A 21435-nucleotide genomic window follows, 5' to 3' on the forward strand; every position below is an offset into this window, starting at 1 on the left:
CTTGCTTATAAAATCAGCTCCAAAGTCTGCGGATTTTGGAGCTTTTTATGGGTAAAATAGAAAAAATAGCAGCATCGTTACAAATTTTATTAACACAATCCATAAATTTGAGTCCTAACTAATATGCCATGATAAAAAAGTATTTACTACTTCTTTTAATTTTCACTTCAGCAACGTCTTCACTGCTTGCCCAGAACTACGAAAGATATAAAATACTAAAAGACACCATAATAAATTCAACAAGCCTGGGATTTGAGAAAAAAATTTCTGTAATGGTTCCCATAGAATGGCAAAAGAAGTCTAAGAATAAATTCCCATTAATTATTGTATTTGATAAGCAAAATAAAAGAAGTAATAATTATATCCTCAATACAATTGACTATTTAACGAGTAATGAACAAATTCCTTCCTCTATCATAATAAGTGTTGAATCGGAACAAAGATATCGCTATCTTGAAACGCAGTACAAAATTTCTGATCCAAGCGGACTTGCCCTTGAGAATGAAAAATTTATTTTTGAACAACTGATCCCACTAGCTGAAAGAGATTACAAAGCCTCTGCTTTTAGGTTGTTAATTGGTCATTCAAGATATGGATATTTCACAACATCTCTATTTAATTCAAGAATAGCTGATTTGAATGGAATTATTTCTATGAGCCCATTTTTTACTCAGAAAAATGTTGACTTAACAGATTCAATAAGTCAATTAAATAAGCGTTCATTTCCTATAAAAAAGTATTATCGCTATGGAATTGGAAACGATTATCCTGAAGACTTCGTTAAGATGGATTCAGTCACTAAGAATATTCACAATCCATTTTTAGATATAAAAGGGTATAGGTTTAAAAATGCAGATCATAATGCAATGCCGGGCTTACTTATTAATACAGCTCTTTATGAAATATTTGAAGATTGGTCTGCTATTCAGGCAAAATACATTTCAAATAAACAAACAGACTTAAATATTAAATCATCATTAGATAAAGAAATACAGTCCAATTACGGCGTAAAACTCAATTTTTCACTGGGTATTTTAAATGGAAAAGGTTGGTACTTTTATAATGAAAAACAATATGACAAAGCCATTCAAGCTTGGAAAATCTTGACAGATTCTTATCCAAACTTTTCAGAGGCTTATTTAAATATTATAAAGGCTAAGATCCAATTAAAACAGGATTACTCTGAAACAATCAAAGAATTTACCAACTCATTAGCAATTTCTGAATTGTACAACGAAAAGGATAAGAAGGATTTAGAAATTGAATTGCATAAAATAGTTAAATAGAAGTTAGCTAAACTTAAGTACTGAACTTGAGTGATAATTGGTTAGTGAACTTACCTTAAAAATAATGACTATACATCTGATTAAAATTATAATAGATAGAGGGCTAGTCAAACCGAAAATGACACCTTTTGAAAAATGAATAAAATATTCAATTTAACATAATATAAATTATAGGACTTTTATTATATTGTTAGAATAGAAGATTAACCTACTCAGAATCCATTATTTTCCAAATTTTTCTTCAAGATATTCTTTAACGACTTCTAAGAACTCTTCTTTGGTCATATACTTATCCAGAAAAGTTTCCAGACTTCCTTTATTTTCAATTTCCTCAAAATAATTTTCGTGATCTGTACTGTATACTGTTGGATTATTTTGGTCAGGATCTGTAAGGCATACAAAATAATGATCCGGATATCCGTACGAATAAAATACACAGATAAATTCCATCTCTGTTCCCTGTACGGTTTCTCTGATTTCATTTTCCTCTACAAACCCATCAAGTTCGCCAAAATCTGTTGAGTCTTCCTTAAATGGCAAAAACAACCAGTCTTTATAAAAATCCTGCCCATAAAACTGTTCATGATTTGAAAAATAATGCTCCAGTAAATCTTGATAAAAAGCTTCCTTATTGCTGGTATATAAATTCTTGTTATTCTCGTAGAACTGATCTATTCCGTAAACATCCCATTCCTTATCGTATAAATAATTGCTGAATTTCAGACTCTTCCAGTTCTCTGCAAAGCTTTTTTCGGCACTTACACCTTCTGTATTTCCACCTAATATGTTCAGTTTTTCTATTATTCCAGTATACATTATGTTAAATTAAATAGTTTAAATCACTTAAAATCAACTATATAAAAGATTACCTATGGTCTTTCAGTTGATATTTTTGCTGCCCTTACCTCTTATATTATGTTAAATTACCCCTATTATAAACCTTATTAGCCGGCGTTTCAATGATCCATAAAAGTACAAAATCTTGCCACATGACAGCTTTTATGATGATGAAACATAATACCTTTACCCTAATCCCAAAAAGAAAATAATATGAAACCTAAAATGATCTGGTCCAATCTGGCTGTAGCCAACCTGGAACGTACGTACAAATTTTATACTGAATTAGGATTTAAACCAAACGGCCCGCATACTTCGGACCAACTGGTAAGCTTCTTTTTCGGGGAAAAGGATTTTATTATTCATTTCTTCTTAAAACAAATCATAGAATCAAACCTGAAGCCTATACAATTCTGTGACACAGAGAAAATAAATGAAATAGTTTTTACCTTATCAGCCGATACTAAAGATCAGGTAGATGCATGGGCCCAAGAAGTTGAAAAAGCTAGCGGAAAAATTATTTCAGAACCGGAAAATTTCGGAGACAACTATTATGGTTTTGTTTTTGCCGATCCTGACGGTCATAAGTTTAATGTTTTTTATATGTAACCTGGAAAATATTTTCCCTATATTTGAACTTCAACAAATAAATATGAACCGCGCGAACTGTCTGCCTCCTCCGGCACCTTAATATTTTCAAATTAATTTGAAGCGTTCTTATGCCATTAAAAATATAGTGGCTGGAATTATTATGCTTCAGATTCTGACAAAAAAATATTAATTCAAATCTTTACAGTTCATTCTCAATGAAAAAATCATATGTACTATTACATCTGGCCGTGATATTGGCCGGATTCACAGGTGTGTTCGGAAAATTAATCACCCTTAATGAAGGCTTACTGGTCTGGTACAGACTCCTCTTCTCCTCTATTATTTTATTCTTTATTTTAAAATTGCTGAGAATTCCCTATAGACTTTCTACAAAGGAAAAAATCCGTATAATGAAAGCTGGGCTGCTTATCACCATGCACTGGCTTTTTTTCTACGCCAGCATCAAATACTCCAATATCTCAATCGGTGTAGTCTGCTACTGTCTTACCAGTTTTTTTACGGCTTTATTTAAACCTTTGATCGACAGAGAGAAATTTAAAATATCAGAGCTGCTTCTCAGTACATTGACTTTGTTGGGAATCAGTCTGATCTTCCATTTCGATGCCTCTTACCAGCTGGGAATTATTCTAGGTGTTATTTCTTCTGCTTTAGGAGCGCTCTACACTATTTATAATAATCGTTTGGTCAGACACTTTGACACCAAAGTAATCAACTTTTATCAGATGATTGGCGGCACTTTAGGCCTCGGAGCACTTTTGCCCATATACCTCGTTATTTTCCCGGCAGATAGCATAGTACCTGACTTGAAAAACACGGCTTATTTGAGCGTTTTGGCTCTTTTTTGTACAGTTGGGTTATATGTGGCTTTTGCAGAGGTTTTAAAGAAAATTCCAGCATTCACGGTGAACCTAACCTTCAATCTGGAACCTGTTTACGCCATCATTATAGCTTTTCTGTTTTTTGGAGAAAGCAAAGAAGTAGGATTGCCATTTTATATAGGACTCGCTCTTATTATAACTTCTGTTATTTTGCAGACACTCATTTCACTGAAGAAAGTAAAATAATGCCTAAAGCTGTTTGAACAGTTTTATTTAAACCATACCAAAAGATGACATCTTTTAAACCACAAAAGTCACAAAAGTTTTGAACACTTAAGTTTATTAAGTTTCTGCTTTGCGTATATAAAGTACACCTAAGCTTTGAAAATCTTTGATTTTTTTTCTCTTAAGTGAACTTACTTATACAGGAGGATATAAAACTTTCTTAAGTATACTAAAGTGTTTTAAAATTATACGATGTTTGGATTCTTTCGGAATGACAATCAAACCATGTCAAGGTTCAAAACCTTGACATGGTTTACAAATTTTCACTTTAATTACAGCAGTTTCTGAACAGTTAAGCTTTACTTTCCTGAGTAAGCTAAAGTATTTTAAAATAAACTTTAGAATGCTATTTATTCATTCCCAAACTGTTGTACAGCTGCACCTGCCATATTCCCAATACTTCTTTTAGCATCACAAAGGTAAATGCGGCATTATAGCTGTTAGGAAATATCGTTATTTCAGTATCTATAAAATCTGACGCTTGCGGAATAGGTTTTAATCCAAAGGTCTGAAAAAGAGAAACAGATCTCTTCATATGAAACCCAGAAGTTACCAGATATACACTGGAAGGAGCCATTTGCTTTACTATTTTGCTGGAATATTTTGCGTTTTCATAGGTATTCATGCTTTTATCTTCCTTAATAATATCAGAATCTGATACCCCCATACTTTTAAAATTTTCACTGAATAATTCAGCTTCACTTGTACGTCCTCTTCCTTTTCCGGAAATTAATATTTTACAAGGTTGATTGTTTTTCTTGTATTCATGATACAATTGATAAGCGGTTACAATTCTGGAATAAGACATGGTATGCAGCTTTTCTGTATTGTCAAAATCTACAACCCCGCCACCCAATACTACAATAACAGCGCTCTGGGAAGCTGTATTTTTAGTATTAGAAGTATTAACATAACTTTTCTGCAGATATCCGGAGGTTAGCTTACCCAAGAAACCATTTCCTATAAAGATAATCATTAAAACAGCCCATATACAGATTCCTATCCTCAGATTTTTACGCTTATTTTTTCTTTTTAAAAGGGCTATAATAACTACCGCAAGAAATACTAAGAAATAAGGTTCTGTAAAAAGCTGAAAAACACGGAATAAAAGGTCTAGTAAAAATTTCATCTATGATAATATTGATTAATGTTTAGAAACATCGGATGTACAAAGATAAGGGTAATTTTATTGTCAATATATTTCAATAGCCTGTTTAAAGTAATTTCACTTTTTATTTAATAATTTTATAAAATTAGAATATTGAGTACAATGGATTATCAAACCTTCCAACCACAGCCGGATCTGGCTTCTATCATAAAATGCTACTGGACTCTGGACAGCCCCAGGGAAGCTGTTCCGCAGGTGCAAACCATTGTTCCGGATGGCTGCATGGAAATGATCATTCATTATGGTGATCTTTATAATCAATATATTAATGGGAAACCAGTTCTACAACCCAGAAGCTGTGTTTTTGGACAATTGACCGAACCGTTGAAAATAGAGCCCACAGGTATTACCGGTATTTTCTCTGTTCGCTTTCATCATGATGGGTTCATTCCATTTGCTACAATTCCTATTAAAGAAATGGATGACCAGGCTATTCCGCTAAAAAAACTCTTCGGAATACAGGGAGTTGAATTGGAAGAAAATGTATTAAAAGCTTCAACAGTACAGGAGAAAATAAGCATTGTAGAAACGTTTCTGCTGGAAAGGCTTAATACAGAAACCATTGACAGAATTGTACAATCTACCGTGGATTTGCTGTTGAATGTCGACGGAAAAATATCAATCAATGAACTTTCAAAACAGACAAATATCAACAGAAGACAGCTGGAACGTAAGTTTTCTTCAGCCATTGGATTGAGTCCGAAACAGCTCTCAAAAACCATTCGGCTTCAAACTACAATCAAACATCTTCTCAATAAAGAATATGCCAGTCTTACAGCACTAGCCTACGAATCCGAATATTACGATCAGGCTCATTTCATCAAAGATTTCAAAGAATTTACAGGGTTTACCCCCAAAGAATTTTACGGAGATGCGCTGCAGATGTCTCTTCTATTCTACAGAAAAGATTCCTGATGTCGCATTTTTACAATTTTAAAGCGCCTTTTATTTTGAACTTTGCTGAAATAAAATAATTAGGCAATGAAAACAAAATTAATCCTTGCAATGATCGGTCTATCCATTGCAGCCAGCTGGACACAACAACAAAGTGAAATTAAAAAAATTGAATGGCTTCTCGGAACCTGGGAAACCAAAACCTCCAAAGGAAGCCTCTACGAAACCTGGACCCGGAAAAGTGATACCGAACTTCAGGCAAAAAGCTATTATCTGAAACAAAAAGACACCATTATGTTTGAGTCTGTACGCTTGGTAGAAAAAGACAAAAAACTGCATTATATGGTATCTGTAAAAGGTCAGCATGATGAACAGCCTGTTGATTTTGTATCAACTTCTATGTCCTGGGCCCATTCACTTATATTTGAAAATAAGGAGAATGACTTTCCCCAAAGAATTACTTACACAAAAATCCGCAAAGATTCTTTATTTGCTGAAATCTCTGGGATGATGAACGGAAAAATGGCCAGACAGGCATTCCCTATGAAGAAGATACAATAAATGGTATTCTTTTTATCCTGCTTATCATAACCAAGGTTTTGTATTTCTATAAAGCCCTACAATGTATTGACAACAATAGACAATTAAAAATTATTAAGATAATTTCGACTCATTTATCTTTTTGTTTATACAAAATTATTTATACATTTGCAGTCATTAAACAACACACTTTTTAGTGTGTTAATGAAAAACCAATACCTACCCCAGTGAAAAAGCAGAAAAGTATCGCCGTTTTTATGGCTGTAATCCATATATTTTTGGACAGACATTTTTGTAGACAAAGAAACAAAAGCTCCTCCTTAAGTATAAAGAAATGATTTTAACCTTAAACAGGTAAAACAGATATTTGCGTACTAAAAATCAAAATTTAAACCATTAAGAATAGATAAGCAATTAAGAATATTAAGAGAATATCTACATACATTCTTGAAGCACCCTGCTTAACTCAAATTTATTTGAATCTTAACATTTCTAAAAAACTTAAGAACCCTTAATGGTTAAAAAATAATCTCTTGCGAATCAGGCTGATATCGCAGATGACTATATTCCAAAAGAACTGTGTAATCCCAAAATCTGCGAGAGATCAATCTCTGCTCCATCAGACAATTTCACTTACCTATCTTTAGCTCACTGAAAGAAAGAAAATCATATTTTTTAAAATTTACGTTTAAATTAAAAAAATAACAATTATTATTGATTAATTGCCATACATATTATTAAAAGATTATAAACAAATTTGATTTCAAAATTAATATTGTCTCAATGCAATATGGTTTAAAAAAAAATACATTTGTCTTGTAACTTTAATATAATCAATGATATGTCAACGGTTCTTAAAACATTTGTAGCTTATCTTAAAAGACCTGCTCTTTATCCTGAACTGGGCAGAAAAATTATTAAAAATACGATAAACAGAAGAAGCCCGTTCAAAGGAAAAGCAAAGACAAATTCCTGGGCTGCCTCCATAGCAGTATCTCAAAAAGAGGCGGTTTACAGACTTTTCTCTATGGATACTGATCATTTCAGAGAAGTGTATGCTGATACTCTGGAAAAAGCAAACCTAAAAGAAAAAGAATGCCCTATTACCATGGGTGGCCCTGGTGCACTGGAGCTTATTTATTATGCATGTGAATTTACCAAAGCACAAAACGTTCTTGAAACTGGTGTGGCTTACGGATGGTCTTCTTTAGCCATACTGCTTTCACTCAAAAAAAGAAATGGTACGCTATATAGCTCAGATATGCCTTATCTTGCCCAGGATGGTGATCGCTATGTAGGATATATTGTTCCTGAGAACCTCAAAAAGTTTTGGAAATTATTTCGTTTTGCAGATAGAGAATCTTTGCCTAAAATTTTTAAAAAAGTATCCTTTTTTGATGTTTTCCACTATGATTCTGATAAAAGTTACTACGGAAGAATGTGGGCGTATCATCAAATTTATAAAAGATTGAAACCCGGTGCAGTGTTTATCAGTGATGATATTGGCGACAATTCTGCATATCAGGATTTTTGTAATAAGAAAAAGATTAAGACTTCTGTGGTACAATATTCTGGAAAATACATCGGAATTTTTGTAAAATAAATACAATCTACAAGAAACAATCATCCGCTTCATCAGGCAAGTCCACTTGCCCATCCTTAGCCTACTCAAAAATATAAAACCCTATATATTAAAACTTTGCGTTTAAAATTCTAATAAAATATTTGAACCATTAAGAAGAATTAAGCTGTTAAGAAAATTAAGAGAATATCTAAAGACATTTTTGAAGCATAACCCTTCATTTAAACTTCACCTCACTTAAAACCTTAAGTATCCTTAATAATTCAAAAATATAATCTCGCTGATCAGACAGATATCACAGATGTTATGCTTACTCTATCTGCGCAGTTAAGAGGCTATCACCCGCTTCATCAGGCAAGTCCACTTGCCCACCCTTAGCCTACTCAAAAATATAAAACCCTATATATTAAAACTTTGCGTTTAAAATTCTAATAAAATATTTGAACCATTAAGAAGGATTAAGCTGTTAAGAGGATTAAGGGAATATCTAAAGACATTCATGAAGCACAACGCTTCATTCAAATGTATTCGAACCTTAACTTTACTTAAAATTTTAATCCTTCTTAATGGTTTAAAAATAGCATCTATCCTTCATAATGCACTTCCCTTTCCAGGATAATCTGGTTTCTACTTACGGTAACCAGTATCTTATCTCCTGCCTGAAAACCACATTGCTCTACCCACTTCCCTGCAATTCTTATTTCCGGGAAGTACACTATTTTACCATACGATCTTGAAAACGATTTGAGGAAAACCGTAAGGTTACGATTGTGCAGTTCATTATATTTGCTGCTGTTCATTCTTATTTTTCTTTTCATATTTGTTATTTTCAACAAATCAAAACATAATAAGGAGGATATGCCAGTTGAGGAAAGGATAATTTATTCAGAAAGAGAGATATTTTAGAATAGTATTTATTTTAAAAAGGAGCTTTATTTTTTTGTTCTAAAGCTTTATATTTGTTATTATGATTGACACAGATATGCAAAATAAGAAAATACATCAGGGTAGAAATATAAAGCGTTTCCGCGAAATGCTGGGAATCAAACAGGAAGCATTGGCTTTTGAAATGGGCGATGATTGGAACCAAAAGAAAATCTCTCTTTTAGAGCAAAAAGAAACCGTAGAATCTGATATTCTGGCGCAGGTGGCGAAGATTTTGAAAGTTCCTGCAGAAGCGATTGAGAATTTTGATGAGGATTCTGCAATAAATATTATAGCCAATACAATCAATAATAATGATAATGCTACGATGACAAATCCGGCAGTTTTCAATTACCAACCAAGCTTCAACCCTATTGATAAAATGGTGGAACTTTATGAGCGTATGCTTCAACAGCAGAAGGAAATGATTGAGAAGTTGGAGAGATTGATTGAAAGGAAGTAGGTATTTATGCTATGGTCCCATAACGAAAATAAAAAAGCTTTATACAGTTCATATAAAGCTTTTCAATATTTTTAAAGGATTACAAAGCTTGTTTTATCAAACTCATAATATATTCTAAATTCATTGTATCATTAACCTTTAATTCATAATCTCCATTACCATTATGTCCTTTTATAGAGGCATCAATTGTTATTTTTTTAGGATCATCTAATGTCCCTTTTTTCATATTAATCCAAAAAATCATTGCATTCTTCTGTACTCTAATATCAACTATATTTTTCTTTAGCTTAAAAGCGATGTACATCTTTTTGGGGATAATCTCTATATCTGATGACAAATTTAAAATTGCATTTTTAAAAGACTCATAAAGCTCGATCATTTCATCGCTCTTCCCAGTTAGATGATCGTCTTCACTGTAAACTACTATTTCTTTTGTGAGTTTACTTATTTCCGATTCTTCATTTTGTTGTACCTGCTTTATACTAGGCGCAGATTTAGATTTTTTTATAGGATTGATAATAACAATATCATTTTCAAATTGTTTTATTTCCCAAAGTTCAATAGCTAAATCTTTAAAGTTAGACGATTGCTTTTGAAAATCTGTAAATGATGGGGAAACAAAAATAATTTTGGATTGTGACCAATCTACATCAGAACGTTTTAAATTTCCTTTTTGGGTTTCGTTATACTCAACAATAAAATCTGCTTTGTATTCCAGCATTAGATTTAAATATGACACACCTTGGTCTACAACACTATAATTCTGACTTCTTTTATATTCAATAATTACAAATGCTTTGCTTTCTTTATCAAAAGCCAATGTATCTATACGATTACTTTTTATAATAAACTCAGATTTAATTAGTTTCAGGTTTGTAATTGTTTCTAAATTTGCTTCAAAAAGATTCTGAATATCTTTTTCCAACTTAAAGTTTTTCTCTTTTAAGCTGGTCATCAAGTTTTTATGTTGTATAAATATGTCCATTTCTTTTTATATAAGAGAAATAATTGTTGCACAATCTGCCTGGATACTTGCTCCTCCTCTTTTAATCAACTCGTCATATACTAAATTTAATGTTGTTGATTTGCCACAAGAATTCCCTCCTTTTAATGCTATAATTTTCATTATTAATTCAATATTATGTTTTCAATTTGTTGTTTTGCCTTTTCTAATTCTTCATTTGCTTCAATCTGTAAATTTCGGGCTTTACTTCTAATATTTTGTATATGTTCAGCTATTCTTTCCTGTTTTTCTAAATCAATATTTCCTTTTTTGTCAACAGGTAAAACAATATTTTGTTCTAAATAAGATCTCATTATCAAATTACGTATCCCATTTGTCTGACTTTGCATAGCTTCAGTAAGTTTAATATTATGAATTGTTTTTAAATAACAAAATAGATATTCAGAATTAATTTGAGTATTATCAACTCTAATCTTATGAATAAAATTACTATACGCTAATTTATATTTATTCATATATGTTGGAGTTATTATTGCAACCCTACCTACAGGCTGATCAGAACTACCTCCTGATTTTTCAATTAATAAATCTCCATTCTTAACATCGAGTTTTTTTAATTTATTATTTTCTATCAATCTATATTTAACTCTTGAGTTCTCAAGGCTTAAATTATAATTATTATTAAACTCAGTTGCTCTGATTACTAAACATTTTGTATAATTATCAACTTCGATATCTTCTTCTTCTTCAATACCCCAATCTCCCGATACACTTCCAATTACAAATTCTTTCAAAGGCTTTAAAGCAAATCTAAATTTGTCTACATTACCTATAGCCTTTTTTAAACCAATAGTAATTTCATCATATAGTTTAGGATCATATCTATCATTAACAACTTCGCTAAAATTTGTAGTAAACATACGAGCCTCAAGGCTGTTATCTTTTTCAGGAAGTGTAATATCTAATTCCTTTAATAAATAATCATCAATGCTATCCAGTAAAGATTTAGCTTTAAACTCTTTATCTTTTTTTATTAGCTCAGCATTTTTTAAAAGAGAAATATCAATATCTTCAATTATAGGTATAGATTTTAGGGCAGCATAATCGAGCGCAGGTCTTGTACCTCCAGTAGCTCTGCGTGTAGCCAGTTTTTCAACAAAATCTAAATTTAAATAATTTGCCAGATACTCACTCGTTTCTTTTGAACCTGTATTGATAACAACCATATGTTGATTGGTATTGCCAATAAAATCATCTGGAGCGACAGACGCTATCGCCATCCTACCTACACCTGTTATTTTCACTAATAAATTCCCACCTTTTACCTGACTTCTTTTTAAGTAGTTTTCGTGTGTTTGCTCATTAATAAATTTTACATCCTCTAAGTTTAGCTCTCCATTTATTTGCAAGTTCTGAACTCTGAGAAAAGGTATTCCTTCTTCAGCGTTAGAATAATATTTTTCTTCTTCTAGCACTGAAGGCGTAGCTCCGCTCGCTATTTTTACAATAAAATCTTTTAAAGTTTTCCTCGATTTTTTACGGACTTTGTCCTCCAATGCTCTTATACTAGGAAGATGATAAGACACCTCTAATTTACCTTCTAAATCAGAACGGTTTATCAAGAAAATTTTATCCGGATCAATATTTGGGGGTACTGTGTACATGTTATTCATTAATTATTAATCCGTAATTACTAGTCATAATTTCCATAATGTTATCTTCTATAATTTTGGATAAAGTTTTTGTTCTGGCAGAGTTTTTATAAGTATGATACGTATCATTTGAATAATCGGACTTAGGTTTCTGGGAATCTTTTTCTCTAACTAGAATCACGTGTTTATTTAACGCTCTTGCCCACCCTGTTTCATACAAAACATTTGCATTATTATCAGAAATATCAGAAAAGAAAATTGTACATTCTTTAATTTTATTAATAATATCTTGTATTTGATCTTCTGTTTCACCTTTATTTTGCATTATAGGAAAAAGAGAAATAGCCACACCATGTTTTTTACTTATCTTTTTAATAGCCGTGTCATAAATTGTATTATACTCTGAAACTACATCTGCATCACCATCAAAATATGGCATAGCTACAAATATCTTAATTTCCTGTTGAGCAATTTTATCGAAAATCTTAATAATGCTTTCAGCTTTTATTTCGTCAATTTCATAGATATGATTTGCCATTACCCAATTCACAAATCTTTCAAATTTTAATACTTCACCTTGTATATGATAATATAAGAAAGCAGTTAACAATCCCAGAGAAGTATTTGATTTTAAAGTACTATTTTCTTTATATAGCTGATCAATCGATTTTAGAGATTCAAAAACATTGTTAACCAAAACATCATCTTCCAATTTATTATCATCAACCAATTTTGAAAAGATTTCTAGATAATATGTACGATAATGATTAGTCAATATATGTGATATATTTGTAAAATATTTTGGCTCTGCCAATGTATATAGTTTTCTTGCTAAAATCCCTTCTTTACCCAATATGTGTTCCAATTCTTCGTCAGGAAAATAAGCCGTATCGTCTAAAAGAACTTTTAAATTTTCTTCTGATTTTAAAGGAATTGTTTTTGTATTTATATTATGAAAAAAAACTTTTATTGATTTGTTGAATAAGTCTAGGTTTTCATCTTGTTGTAATTGACCTTCTTGGTAAATCTCCTGTCCCAAAATAATACAGAATGGAGCTACCATAGAATCAACTTTACTACTTTCAGACTCTTCTGCAGCTTTTAATCTATGATTCCCATCAATTCTATGAAATAATTTTTCTTCGATAACACTAGCTGGTATTTCAAGCTCGATAATTTTTACTGTGTCACTATTTCTACTATCAGTAATACCGCTAAATTTTTGAGTTTTGATGCTCGCCTTTACATGATCAACGGGTGATGTATATTTTGTTGAGCTTTGAATTGTTTGCAATGGAAAATCTATTTTCTTTCCTGTAAATGTATGTCTGAATTTATAACCTAAAATAATTTCTGGAAAAAAAAGATAGTTTTCTTTATCTAAAAAATCAACAATATCTTCTCTACCCTCTATAGGGTTTCTTTGGTAGGTATAATCAGCTTTTGAAATACTTGCCAAATCTTTAATATGTGCAAACCCTCTTATACATAACTGACCGCTTAAAGAATTATCTAAAATACCACGTAATATCATGAGCTTTATATTAAATTAATAAATTTTTGGAGTTCAGTAGAAATAATTTCTAACTCATTTTTGTTTGTTGCTTTACCTGTTGCATCATATCCTATATCTTCAGCAATAGCCATAAAAATTGGATAATCTTCCAATGGATTATCTTTTAGATATTCTCTAATCGTGATTTTATATAAATCATTGAGTTCTTCTTTAAGATTATTTACTTTATCAGTAAAATCGGCACTTATTTCAGCTTTCCAATTCTTGTATTCTTCTGTTTTTTTTATGTCTGCAATTGATAAAGTAGGGTCTGATAGATTTAAACCGTTCAGAGTTTTGATATTTTCATTTTTCTCCTTTTCCCAATCTTTAACTTTTTGAATAAAGTTAGATTCTTTCTTTATTTTATACTGAATTTCAAGTTTTTTGTTTTGCCATTTTTGCGTATAGCTTGTAACATTTTTTTTGAGAAATAAAACAGAACTTTTAACTCCTGCTCCAGTAGCAGAAAATGCAGTTTGTGGCATACTTACAACAGCTACAACTCTGAATTTTTCATCAATTCCATCACGTATATATTGTAATGAACTATTTGTTAAAATACCATCTGGAATAACAATAGCTAAATATCCGTTTGGTTTTAAAAATTTATAGCACTGTTCTACAAACAAAATTTCGGTGCTTTGACTATCACGTGTGGTAATGATATTAGATTCTTTTACATCTAACCAATCAGGTGTTTTTTTTGCAAAGTCAAACATACCTAAATATGTTTTTTCGTTTTTACGGACAGTGCTTCCAAATGGCGGATTAGTAATTATACAATCGAAACTATTGAATTTAAAGCCTCTGTTTTTGGTTATTGATTCAATTGCACTTTCGTCTAATAATCCATCAGCTGTAATTACATTTGTATGACCATCATCATGGATAATCATATTCATCTTTGCAGCACGTGAAATCTGTTCGTTGATTTCAATTCCGTAAAGATTTTTTTCTGCAAAATCATGCCAAAACCTATAATGCTTTTGACTTTGCTTTATATCATTTTTATGATTCGGGTATATTGCATTAGCCTGTTCTCTAACTTTATTTAATGCATATAACAAGAAGCCCCCACTTCCGCATGAAGTATCTAAAACTCTAGATTCATTTGTTATTGGTAAAACATCAGTTGCAAATTTCACAATTTGTCTTGGTGTAAAATATTGTCCAAAATTACCTCTAAAGAAAGAATCCATAAAAGTTTCAAAAGCCCTCCCTTTTGCATCCAGATCTGTTTCGCCCAGGTTAATATCTTGTAAGTAGCCAACAACAGTTCTAATCTTTTCAGGAGTTAGTCTTATATTGTCTCTAAAAACTTCTGGATCTTTTGTTCTTCCTTCTTCATATAAAATAATGATACGTTCATAAAGTTCCTTATTTTCTTGTTGTCTCCTTTTAGATGCATCTGGATAGTCTTCTGCATCTTTAGTGATTATTTGGAAATCATAAGGTTTGCCAGAAAGTCTGTCTTTTCGCTCATCCCAAATTTTACAAAAAATAAGTTTATCTAATTCATCAAAAGCTTCTGAAGGATTAAGTTGTCCACCTGCCCAAAGAGCATCATGTGCTTGTTTAAAACGTCTTGTTAATTCACTTTGTTCGATTACTTGTAAATCAAAAAACTTTTGCTTGCCGGTTGCCGTTTTTAATGATTCAGCATCATAGACATATTTATAATTAGCCACTTTATTTACTCCAAATTGTGGAATATCTGGCTGTGTAACTCTTGTATGTTTATGTTTATCTACTTGAAAATATTCATCTTTTAGCCCACTTGTTACCCAAACATATTTAATTTCATTAGGCAATGCATATGCATAACTATATGCTTGCTCTACTGCTTGAAGAAATTCTTGTTCGCTAACTTCTTGTTTCTTACATTCTACAAGAATATGCGGGATAAGACAATCATCATCATTATAAACTATAATATCTGCTTCTTTTTTGCCTGATCCCATTGTAACAGGTACAAACATTTTAATCCGACTAGGGCTGTAGCCATAATCTATGATCAATTTTAAAAATGTTTCAGCTTGTACTTGTTCTTCGGGAAGACTATATTTTCGAGGACGATTATAATTAATATAATTAATAGATTGTCCATCTTTTGAAAAAGAAATAAGCTTTTTTAATATACCTTGGTCTATAAGACTCATATTTATAAATTTTATTTAAAAGAATGTAATTATTTTTGATAACAATAATTATTTTTGTAAAATTATATCGATTTCAATTTTAATTATCTTGTTGCATATCTCAATGTTTGAGATTTATTTTGATGTGATATGCGAATTTAAGATTTATATATTCTTCTACAAAACCATCTTAGAAAATAGATACTGTAATTATTACATGATATAAAATATCTAGTTGATTTAGTGGCATTAAAATAAAATTATCCAGGTTTATCTTTACAAAAATTATGTATGTTTGGGATAATGGACTTATTATCTTTTTGCTTATTGAATAATTAATTAAAAAAAATTGTGTAGCTAAATAATTATATAATGAATTTACGGAAAGATGTATTTCAAGCGATAGCAGATCATACAAGACAATCTATATTGATGTTGATGACTTCCTAACTCTTCAAACCATAAACTTATCTTAAAATCCTACTCCACAACTACTTATTATCAATATTTTTCATACATTCACGTGATTTTTATAAAAGCACATTGAAAGCTCGTGTTTACTACTATTTTCAATCAATACATTGAAAATAGATCAATTAATAGCAACAAAACAAGCATAGTTTTCAATTAAAAACACAATCATATATATGTTGAAAAATTTTAAAACCGTTCGTTTTTTACTTCTTCTTCCACTTACATTTTGTGTGTTCGGTTTTCGTCCTCCCAGCAATGAAGAAGAAAAGATGCAGATCATCATGGTCAATACAAAGAATATTTTGTCATATCTGCATTACAGCCCAAAACCGATTAACGATGCTTATTCAAAAGAAGTATATAAACAGTATTTTGAATCAATAGATCCTACAAAAACCTATTTCCTACAATCAGATATGGATGAGTTCCGTAAATATGAAACCAAGCTGGATGACTATCTGAATACCGGAGATTTGACTTTTTATAAACTGACAGTCGACAAATTGTATCAAAGAATAGATGAAATTGATAAAATGACCAAGGATATTTTCAGTAAGCCGATCAATCTGGAAGAAGATGAAATACTGACTTTGGAACCTAAACTGAAAAATGCACCGGCCAACAAACAACAACAGTATAATGAATGGAGGAAATATGTGAAATACAATATTCTGCAGGAAATAGAATCCATAAACAGGAAAAGCGAAGAAAAAAAGAAGGAGGATGCTAATAATAAAGAAAACAGCAGTAAGCCCGAAGTACTGAGCCAGGATGAAAAGGTAAAAAAAGCGACAGAAAATGTTAAAGATCTTCTGGAAGAAAAGTTTATCCGATTCAAGAAAAGAAAAAAAATGGATTGGTTTACGGTATATATGAATGCCTATACTCATATTTTTGATCCGCATACCAATTATTATTCACCGCAGGACAAAGAGGATTTTGATACGGACTTCAAAGGAAAAATAATCGGAATAGGTGCAGTAATCCAGGAAAAGAAAGGAAACCTCTTTATCGGTACATTATCCATTGGAGCTCCGGCATGGAAGACCAAACAGCTTACTGAGGGTGATAAAATTTTAAAAATAAAATCTAACCCCAATACTGATCCTGTAAATGTTGCTGATATGCTTTCCAGCGAAGCCATACGATTAATCAAAGGTGAAAAAGGATCTCCAATTACTTTAACGGTAGAAAAAAAAGACGGCTGCATTCAGGAAGTAACAATAATCCGTGAAGAAATAACTCTTGAAGATACTTTTGCTAAAAGTATTATCGTAAATGCATCCGATAAAAAATACGGACTGATCAATTTACCAAAATTTAATGCTGATTTTGAAGATAAAGACGGCAGAAATGCATCTGACGATATTAAAAAAGAAATCATCAAACTTAAGGAGCAAAATATCCAGGGAATTGTTCTTGATCTTAGAGGTAACTCCGGAGGGTCTTTAACGGAAGTTGGAGATATTATGGGTCTTTTCATGGATGCAGGTCCTTATGTGCAGGTGAAGGATGGAAATGGAAAGATTACCACTTTAAAAAATAAAAATGAAACTCCCATCTGGAAAGGTCCACTTGTGATTCTACAAAATGAATTATCTGCTTCTGCGGCAGAAATTTTATCCGGCGTAATGCAGGATTATGGAAGAGCAGTTATCATGGGGTCTCCTGCATCATATGGAAAAGGAACCGTGCAGGTATTTGTAGATTTGAACAGGTTTCTCAATACTCAGGAAGACTTTGGTTCCATAAAACTAACCATTCAGAAATATTATAGAATCACCGGAGAATCTACACAGAGAAAAGGAGTAAGCTCAGATATCCAGATGAAAGATGTCTTTTCTTACGCAGACATAGGTGAAAAATATGATGACTATGCACTAGCTTGGGATAAAATACCGGGAACAAGCTTCAATAAACGAAACTTTCTCAATATTCAGGCTTTGCAGAAAGTAGGTGCAGAGAGAATTGCTAAAAACGATAATTATAAATTATTACTTGAATATGCCCAATGGAAAGAAAATCTGGGTAAAGAAAAAACAGTGCCCCTGAGCATGCAAAAATACAGCGATCTGATGAAGGAGAGAAAAACTCAGGATGATAAATTCAAAGTTTTGAAAACATTAGAAAGCGGTCTTAAATTCACCATGTATCCCAAGGATATAGAAAGAGAGAAAATTGATGCTGCATTCAAAAATAAATCGGAAGTGTGGGTTAAAAATCTGAAAAAAGATCTCTACCTGCAGGAAGCCATACATATAGTTGAAGATCTGGAAGTAAGATCATAGGCGTACTTCTTTATTCAAAATTTAAAATTACAAAGCTCAAAAGTGTATTTCCTTACATTTTTGAGCTTTTTTTTATTAAAATCAAAAATTTTACATAAAATATTTGCGTAGCTAAATAACTACACATATATTTATAGTCAAATAACTACACGATGAATTTAAGAAGAGATGTATTTCAGGCGATAGCAGATCCTACAAGACGATCTATATTGATGTTGGTGGCGGCACAGTCTATGACAGCGGGAGCCATTGCCTCCAATTTTGATACGGCGAGACCTACCGTTTCAAAGCATCTCCAGATCCTTACCGAATGTGAACTGCTGAGATCTGAACAAAACGGCAGAGAAGTAATCTATCACCTTAATCCTAATAAAATGAAAGAAATAGCCGATTTTATAGAACCATTCCGCAAAATGTGGGACGAAAAGTTCAACAAGCTGGAAAGTGTGATGAAAGCATATCAGAACTTGAAAAAAGAGTAAAAAGAGATAAAAGATGATGGACGAATAGATAATAGACCTCAAATAGTATCTGCTTTCTCCCACTCTAATACTCTCCAACCCTCTCACCCAAGAAACCCTCAAACTCAAAATATGGAACTCAAAACAAAAATCCAAGCAGAAGACGGCAAACAGGAAATTTTCATCATCAGAGAATTTGATCTTCCCGTAGAACTCCTTTTCAAAGCCTATACAGAAGCAGAACTTTTCGAGCAATGGATGGGAACCAAAGTCACCAAATTCGAAAACAAGCAACACGGAAGTTACCGTTTCGAAACGTCAAATCCTCAGGGCGATGTGGTTTTCAGTGCCAATGGAACCATTCATGACATTGTTCAGAATGAGAAAATCATAAGAACTTTCCAGATGGAAAATACTCCTTTTCCGGCTCAGATTGAGTTTTTAGAATTTGAAAAGTTAACGGATACAACGAGTAAAATTACCATTCAAACCGTATATAAATCGGTAGATTTCAGAGACCAGCATCTCAAAATGCCTTTTGCACAGGGTATTAATATGGCGCATAATCGTTTACAGGAAATGATAGGCGGCAGGTAGCAGATAGTAGGTTTCAGGTTGTCGATCATAGAGACAATTTCATTCCAAAAACCCAATACTCTCCCACTCTAATACCCTCAAACTCTCTCACTATAATACTCAAGAAACCCTCAAACATAAAACACATGAATCCAAAAGTTAATTTTTTCTTTAATGACGCCAAACAATGGCAAAAAGAATTTGAAAAATTAAGAACAATTGCCTTAAGCACTGAGCTTGCAGAAGACTTAAAATGGGGATGCCCCTGTTATACCTATGAAGGGAAAAATATTTTCCTGATCCACGGTTTTAAAGAATATTGTGCAATTCTCTTCTTTAAAGGTGCTTTGATGAAAGATCCTGATCAGATTTTGATTCAGCAATCTGAAAATGTACAGGCTGCAAGACAGGTTCGTTTTACCGATGTAGAGCAAATCAATGATCTGGAGGAAGTCCTTCGATCTTATATGTTTCAAGCTGTTGAAATTGAAGAATCAGGCGCAAAGGTTGAAATGAAGAAAACAAAAGAATTTGAAATGGCTGAAGAGTTTCAAAGTAAACTGGATCAGAATCCGGCACTGCAGGAAGCTTTCAAAGCATTAACTCCAGGAAGACAAAGAGCCTATCTACTCCATTTTTCCTCCGCAAAACAGTCCAAAACCCGTGAAGCCCGCATTGAAAAATGCATTCCACAAATAATGGACGGAATAGGATTAAACGACTAACTATAAAAAAACAGATCATGAACACACCTCAACAATCACAAAAAAGAACGAAGATTATTTACTGGATATTTACCCTATGGATGGCTCTGGGAATGGTTTCCACCGCAATTGTCCAACTGATGAAAAATAAAGATGAATTGCTCAATTTTACCAATCTCGGCTATCCTTCTTATCTGATGACCATCATTGGAATATGGAAAATCCTGGGCGTTATTGCCATACTTATTCCTAAGCGACCCCTATTGAAAGAATGGGCCTATGCCGGCTTTTTCTTCGTTATGTCAGGAGCTGTAATTTCCCATCTGATTGTGGGTGACCCAGCAGGAAGAACTCTTCCCGCAGTGTTATTATTTGTGCTGGTTCTTATTTCCTGGTATTTCAGACCTGCAGACAGAAAAATCACTATTATTGATTAGTATATTTCAAAGATAAAGAGTAAGCAATTTTATCGAAGATAAAATCCTTGCGCCCTAAACAAAACCTCATCAGCAAAACTTGCGCCTTTGCGATTTCCAACAACACAACACAACACAACACAACAAACTGTAAAACAAAATTTGATATGAAAAAGAAACTAACCAAGGAACAAATCAACGAACTTTTAAAAACACTAAAAGCCCGTTTTGAAAAAAACATGAACCGTCATAAAGACCTGAAATGGGAGAAAATCCAGCAAAAACTGGAAGCCAGCCCTGAAAAACTATGGTCTTTAAACGAAATGGAAACCACAGAAGGTGAACCCGACGTTGTAGATTACAATAAAAAAACAGACGAATACTCCTTCATTGACTGTTCACCAGAAAGCCCAAAACGCAGGAGTCTCTGCTATGATTATCAAGCCTGGGATTCCAGAAAAGCCAACAAACCTGAAAGCAATGTCATTGATACCGCTTCTGAAATGGGCATCGAACTTTTGACAGAAGAACAATACCGCCACCTTCAGGAACTGGGAAAATTTGATCTTAAAACATCAAGCTGGATAAAAACACCTACCCATATCAGAGAACTGGGAGGCGCCCTTTTCTGTGACAGAAGATACAACACCGTATTCACGTATCACAATGGCGCAGATTCTTATTATGCGGCGAGAGGCTTTAGAGGAAGTTTGAGAGTGTAGATTTGGGCTTGAGAGTATTAGAGTGTGCAAAAAATCAAAGATTTAAAAAAACTTAGGTGTACTTCATATACAC

Annotated in this window: 20 protein-coding genes; 13 read left to right on the forward strand and 7 right to left on the reverse strand. The window is 32.4% G+C overall.

Features of this window, described 5'->3' with window-relative positions:
• Positions 1-128: 128 nt before the first annotated feature.
• The gene (locus DBR39_RS06680; protein WP_124531611.1) at positions 129-1286 is read left to right on the forward strand and encodes an alpha/beta hydrolase-fold protein; all 1158 of its coding nucleotides are present in this window, start codon (positions 129-131) and stop codon (positions 1284-1286) included.
• Between the two features lie 222 nt (positions 1287-1508).
• On the opposite strand, the gene DBR39_RS06685 is transcribed toward DBR39_RS06680, so the two are convergent.
• Positions 1509-2102 carry a hypothetical protein gene (locus DBR39_RS06685; protein WP_124531613.1) on the reverse strand — a complete coding sequence of 198 codons (594 nt, stop codon included), beginning with the start codon at positions 2100-2102 and terminating at the stop codon, positions 1509-1511.
• A 234-nt stretch (positions 2103-2336) separates the two neighbouring features.
• Here DBR39_RS06685 and DBR39_RS06690 point away from each other — a divergent pair, with 234 nt between their 5' ends.
• Complete coding sequence (locus DBR39_RS06690) at positions 2337-2732, forward strand: VOC family protein (protein ID WP_124531615.1); 396 nt, start codon at positions 2337-2339, stop codon at positions 2730-2732.
• A gap of 197 nt (positions 2733-2929) precedes the next feature.
• On the forward strand, positions 2930-3799 hold the full coding sequence (locus tag DBR39_RS06695) for a DMT family transporter (RefSeq protein ID WP_124531617.1): 870 nt from the start codon (positions 2930-2932) through the stop codon (positions 3797-3799).
• Between the two features lie 385 nt (positions 3800-4184).
• Here the strand turns inward: DBR39_RS06695 and DBR39_RS06700 are convergent, their stop codons facing one another.
• The gene (locus tag DBR39_RS06700; RefSeq protein WP_124531619.1) at positions 4185-4967 is read right to left on the reverse strand and encodes a YdcF family protein; all 783 of its coding nucleotides are present in this window, start codon (positions 4965-4967) and stop codon (positions 4185-4187) included.
• Between the two features lie 141 nt (positions 4968-5108).
• On the opposite strand from DBR39_RS06700, the gene DBR39_RS06705 reads away from it, so the two are divergent.
• From DBR39_RS06705 to DBR39_RS06715, 3 genes are all read left to right on the forward strand, one after another.
• Positions 5109-5921, forward strand: coding sequence for a helix-turn-helix domain-containing protein (locus tag DBR39_RS06705; protein WP_124531621.1), 813 nt, complete (start codon positions 5109-5111; stop codon positions 5919-5921).
• A gap of 66 nt (positions 5922-5987) precedes the next feature.
• Positions 5988-6461: a DUF6265 family protein gene (locus tag DBR39_RS06710; RefSeq protein ID WP_124531623.1), complete on the forward strand. Its 474-nt coding sequence runs from the start codon at positions 5988-5990 to the stop codon at positions 6459-6461.
• Between the two features lie 820 nt (positions 6462-7281).
• Positions 7282-8043 (forward strand): O-methyltransferase, encoded by a 762-nt coding sequence (locus DBR39_RS06715; RefSeq protein WP_124531625.1) that lies wholly within the window; start codon positions 7282-7284, stop codon positions 8041-8043.
• A 563-nt stretch (positions 8044-8606) separates the two neighbouring features.
• On the opposite strand, the gene DBR39_RS06720 is transcribed toward DBR39_RS06715, so the two are convergent.
• A complete protein-coding gene (locus DBR39_RS06720; RefSeq protein ID WP_228447781.1) occupies positions 8607-8840 on the reverse strand; it encodes a SymE family type I addiction module toxin in 234 nt (77 codons plus the stop codon).
• A 149-nt stretch (positions 8841-8989) separates the two neighbouring features.
• Here DBR39_RS06720 and DBR39_RS06725 point away from each other — a divergent pair, with 149 nt between their 5' ends.
• Entirely contained in the window at positions 8990-9409 is a 420-nt protein-coding gene (locus tag DBR39_RS06725) for a helix-turn-helix domain-containing protein (RefSeq protein WP_124531627.1), read from the forward strand.
• Between the two features lie 79 nt (positions 9410-9488).
• Here the strand turns inward: DBR39_RS06725 and DBR39_RS06730 are convergent, their stop codons facing one another.
• The 4 genes from DBR39_RS06730 to DBR39_RS06745 all read right to left on the reverse strand — a co-directional run bounded on the left by DBR39_RS06730 (position 9489) and on the right by DBR39_RS06745 (position 15742).
• Positions 9489-10394 carry a DUF5655 domain-containing protein gene (locus DBR39_RS06730; protein ID WP_124531629.1) on the reverse strand — a complete coding sequence of 302 codons (906 nt, stop codon included), beginning with the start codon at positions 10392-10394 and terminating at the stop codon, positions 9489-9491.
• Between the two features lie 143 nt (positions 10395-10537).
• Positions 10538-12037: a restriction endonuclease subunit S gene (locus tag DBR39_RS06735; protein ID WP_185147143.1), complete on the reverse strand. Its 1500-nt coding sequence runs from the start codon at positions 12035-12037 to the stop codon at positions 10538-10540.
• 1 nt (position 12038) lies between these two features.
• Positions 12039-13559, reverse strand: a complete 1521-nt coding sequence (locus DBR39_RS06740; protein ID WP_124531633.1) for a hypothetical protein — start codon at positions 13557-13559, stop codon at positions 12039-12041.
• 5 nt (positions 13560-13564) lie between these two features.
• The gene (locus tag DBR39_RS06745; RefSeq protein ID WP_124531635.1) at positions 13565-15742 is read right to left on the reverse strand and encodes a restriction endonuclease subunit M; all 2178 of its coding nucleotides are present in this window, start codon (positions 15740-15742) and stop codon (positions 13565-13567) included.
• Positions 15743-16368: 626 nt separating this feature from the next.
• On the opposite strand from DBR39_RS06745, the gene DBR39_RS06750 reads away from it, so the two are divergent.
• The 6 genes from DBR39_RS06750 (at position 16369) to DBR39_RS06775 (ending at position 21362) form a co-directional block, all read left to right on the forward strand.
• Positions 16369-18483 (forward strand): carboxy terminal-processing peptidase, encoded by a 2115-nt coding sequence (locus tag DBR39_RS06750; protein WP_124531637.1) that lies wholly within the window; start codon positions 16369-16371, stop codon positions 18481-18483.
• Positions 18484-18635: 152 nt separating this feature from the next.
• Positions 18636-18965 (forward strand): ArsR/SmtB family transcription factor, encoded by a 330-nt coding sequence (locus tag DBR39_RS06755; protein WP_124531639.1) that lies wholly within the window; start codon positions 18636-18638, stop codon positions 18963-18965.
• A 111-nt stretch (positions 18966-19076) separates the two neighbouring features.
• Positions 19077-19541 (forward strand): SRPBCC domain-containing protein, encoded by a 465-nt coding sequence (locus DBR39_RS06760; RefSeq protein ID WP_124531641.1) that lies wholly within the window; start codon positions 19077-19079, stop codon positions 19539-19541.
• 125 nt (positions 19542-19666) lie between these two features.
• Positions 19667-20245: a YdeI/OmpD-associated family protein gene (locus DBR39_RS06765; RefSeq protein WP_124531643.1), complete on the forward strand. Its 579-nt coding sequence runs from the start codon at positions 19667-19669 to the stop codon at positions 20243-20245.
• Positions 20246-20262: 17 nt separating this feature from the next.
• Positions 20263-20661, forward strand: coding sequence for a DoxX family protein (locus tag DBR39_RS06770; RefSeq protein WP_124531645.1), 399 nt, complete (start codon positions 20263-20265; stop codon positions 20659-20661).
• A 146-nt stretch (positions 20662-20807) separates the two neighbouring features.
• The gene (locus DBR39_RS06775; RefSeq protein ID WP_124531647.1) at positions 20808-21362 is read left to right on the forward strand and encodes a DUF4256 domain-containing protein; all 555 of its coding nucleotides are present in this window, start codon (positions 20808-20810) and stop codon (positions 21360-21362) included.
• Positions 21363-21435 lie beyond the last annotated feature (73 nt).

Source organism: Chryseobacterium sp. KBW03 (genome assembly GCF_003852415.1).
Classification (GTDB): Bacteria; Bacteroidota; Bacteroidia; order Flavobacteriales; family Weeksellaceae; genus Chryseobacterium; species Chryseobacterium viscerum.